At 46.2% G+C, this 2,800-nt stretch carries 3 protein-coding genes; 2 read left to right on the plus strand and 1 reads right to left on the minus strand.

Going from position 1 to position 2,800, the window contains the following annotated elements:
• Positions 1-712: 712 nt before the first annotated feature.
• Entirely contained in the window at positions 713-1,546 is an 834-nt protein-coding gene (ltrA, locus tag ACQY6Q_RS11630; protein ID WP_427981612.1) for a group II intron reverse transcriptase/maturase, read from the plus strand.
• Positions 1,547-1,698: 152 nt separating this feature from the next.
• The gene (locus ACQY6Q_RS11635; protein ID WP_427981615.1) at positions 1,699-2,043 is read left to right on the plus strand and encodes a group II intron maturase-specific domain-containing protein; all 345 of its coding nucleotides are present in this window, start codon (positions 1,699-1,701) and stop codon (positions 2,041-2,043) included.
• An 84-nt stretch (positions 2,044-2,127) separates the two neighbouring features.
• On the opposite strand, the gene ACQY6Q_RS11640 is transcribed toward ACQY6Q_RS11635, so the two are convergent.
• Positions 2,128-2,559 carry a DUF2000 domain-containing protein gene (locus tag ACQY6Q_RS11640; protein ID WP_427981617.1) on the minus strand — a complete coding sequence of 144 codons (432 nt, stop codon included), beginning with the start codon at positions 2,557-2,559 and terminating at the stop codon, positions 2,128-2,130.
• Between the last annotated feature and the right edge of the window lie 241 nt (positions 2,560-2,800).

The following is a 2,800-nucleotide window of genomic DNA, read 5'->3' on the forward strand; positions in this document are numbered from 1 at the left end:
CCAAACAGAGCGCCATTCTTTATCGCCAAAAATACAGCTGGACCAGGGCTGACAGTTGCCACAAGGCAAATACCTAAAAAAACAAGATAATCCATCATTTGAAACACCTGAAGATAAGTAGATTGAAAGCATAACGCCGCGCTCTGCGACAAATTTGGAGCGCAGCGGAAAATTTGTCCGACAGCAGCGCCTTGTGTACGCCCAGCATGGGCATGAACTAATGAGGTGAAAGTCCTCTGTAGGAAGGTCACCGGTTAATAACACTTTGATTATTAAACGCTAACTACTAGCGAATGGCAAGGGCATAACTGCGAGGGAATGTCTGAAGGAAGCCGGACGCAAATCTGCGAGCTGATGAACAAGAACATCATATGAGGCGTAGGCTGGAGGCGAGTTGGCACAAGACAACGAAGCCATGTGATCTAACGGCCACCGTAAATGATGCAGCAGTGCAGAGACAGTGCATGTTCTTATCTGAGGAGATCTGCTTAACTTGCGATCGTTTAACTCACTAGCTTGGCCGCTAGTTCAACAGGCCCGGCGCTTAAGCCTCATCAACTTAAGTGAGCAAACTCGATGAATAACGATAGCGCTAGTTGGGGCAACTCAACTGGTGATTAAGTAGAAGTCAGCAGACGGCATAGTAGCCCAACGCCCATCGTAATGGTTGGGACAAGGTGAAGGCCTGAACACTTAGAATAAAGGAAGAGCCTTGTTAAACTTGAACACCCATTCGCCGACCGGCGTAGATGCGATTCAGCGTACTAACTCGCAGCCAGCCTTTAGCCAATATCTATTTGAGCATATGCTACAACGTGAAAATATTCTGCGTGCGTGGCAGCGTGTTCGAGCCAACAAAGGGGCGGCTGGCGTGGATAACATGTCCATTGACGCCTTCCCTGCTTGGGCAAAAGCACACTGGAAACAGGTGGCGGCGGAACTGCGCTGCGGCCAGTATCAACCTAAACCGGTACGCCGTGTTGAGATAGATAAACCCGATGGAGGGAAGCGCCTACTGGGGATCCCAACCGTGCTCGACCGTGTCATCCAACAAGCCATTGCTCAAGTGCTAACGCCTATCTTTGACCCTAGCTTCTCAGCAAACAGCTTTGGATTTAGGCCAAACAAGAATGGGCAACAAGCGGTGAAACAAGTGCAAAGCATCATCAAGCAAGGCCGGCGCTTTGCCGTTGATGTCGATTTATCTAAATTCTTTGACCGAGTTAACCATGATCTATTAATGAGTCAACTGGGACAAAGCGTGCAAGATAAACGGCTACTGACACTGATTGGAAAATACCTGAGAGCGGGTTTTATCCATAACCAGTGCTATCAGCAAAGTCGAGAAGGTGTACCGCAAGGGGGACCATTATCGCCCTTGCTGGCCAATATCATGCTCGACCCATTAGACAAAGAGCTGGAAGAGCGAGGGCACAAGTTTGCTCGTTACGCCGATGATTTTACCATTTTGGTGAGAAGTCAGCGTGCGGGCGAACGGGTGCTAACCAGCATTAGTCGATACTTGCAACGGCGCTTAAACTTGTAGTTAATACAAGCAAAAGTCAGGTAGTTAAAACGGCGAAGAGTAAGTTCTTAGGGTTTACCTTCAAAACGGGACGGCTACAAATTCACGCAAAAACGCTACACCGTTTTAAACAACTAGTAAGGCGCTTGACTAACCGTAACAGGGGCGTCTCGATGACTTATCAGCTCGCTAAAGTGAGTCAATACCTCCGAGGCTGGATAAACTACTTTGGTATCGCTAATTGCTATCAACTGTGTGTCGATCTTGATCATTGGGTAAGGCGCAGAGTACGCATGGCCTATTGGCGACAATGGCGTAAACCTAGAACCAAAGTGAGGAATCTCATGCGCCGAGGGGTACATGTTCAAGCCGCAGTGGCGTGTGGCATCACCAGTAAAGGCCCATGGAGGAGCTCAAAAACACCAGGTATCCAACAAGCATTATCGAATGCTTACTTGAAATCCCAAGGTCTATTTGCGCTACGAGATGGATGGATAAAGCTTCACCATTCTAAGTGAAACGCCCTGTGCGGAGCCGCATGCAGGGTGTTGTGGGGGCTGGAGGCTAGATACCTCCGGCTACCCGATTATACAATGCTCTACTTATTTATACAGGCTAAACTTTTTTGTAAACTCACGAAGAATTTCAGTGTCACCAAATAAACAGACCCCCAAATACTCCAAATCAGCCTCTTTAGTTTCTTTGGTTCTCAACTGTTGTTCTGTTGAGCCACCATCAGTCATAGTGCTCGTAAAATCTGTAAATTTGATTCCACGGTTTAAGGCTTCTTCTCGAACTTTGCGTAGTTTATTTGAGTTATCAGCCTTTAAAACAATAAATGGGTAGTGCGATAAACTGGGATGAATATTACCGTCTAAATCAACGTAATCTAAATACGCACCTTCATCGTCAGACAACTGCTTTGACAGCCCTACACTAAGGTGACCAAGTACATTCAAGGTACGACCTATATCCATTTTTTTGCTTAAAACTGCAATATACCTTTTCTGATTTTCATCAGGCAAATCAACCATAAAATATCCTTATTAACTGACTATTCGTATTAGTTGTATAGACATAATGATCCCCGGTGAAAGTGCCGACCTCCTGCGTTTATCGTGGGTTAGTCAAACTAGAGCCACACTGTTAGATGCACAGTCTTAACAGAACAGGGGAGCGACATGTCTAAATCTAGCACGTTTTTTATTGGACTAGATGTTCACAAAGAAACCACTGATGTCGCTTATTGTGTTGATAATTCGAGAGATGAGCCTG

The organism is Agarivorans sp. (assembly GCF_050295395.1).
Classification (GTDB): Bacteria; Pseudomonadota; Gammaproteobacteria; order Enterobacterales; family Celerinatantimonadaceae; genus Agarivorans.

What these genes read in the sequence shown, in the direction of transcription:
- ACQY6Q_RS11640 (WP_427981617.1), bottom strand. Translation starts at nt 2,559, where the DNA reads ATGGTTGATTTGCCTGATGAAAATCAGAAAAGGTATATTGCAGTTTTA.
- ACQY6Q_RS11635 (WP_427981615.1), top strand. Translation starts at nt 1,699, where the DNA reads ATGACTTATCAGCTCGCTAAAGTGAGTCAATACCTCCGAGGCTGGATA.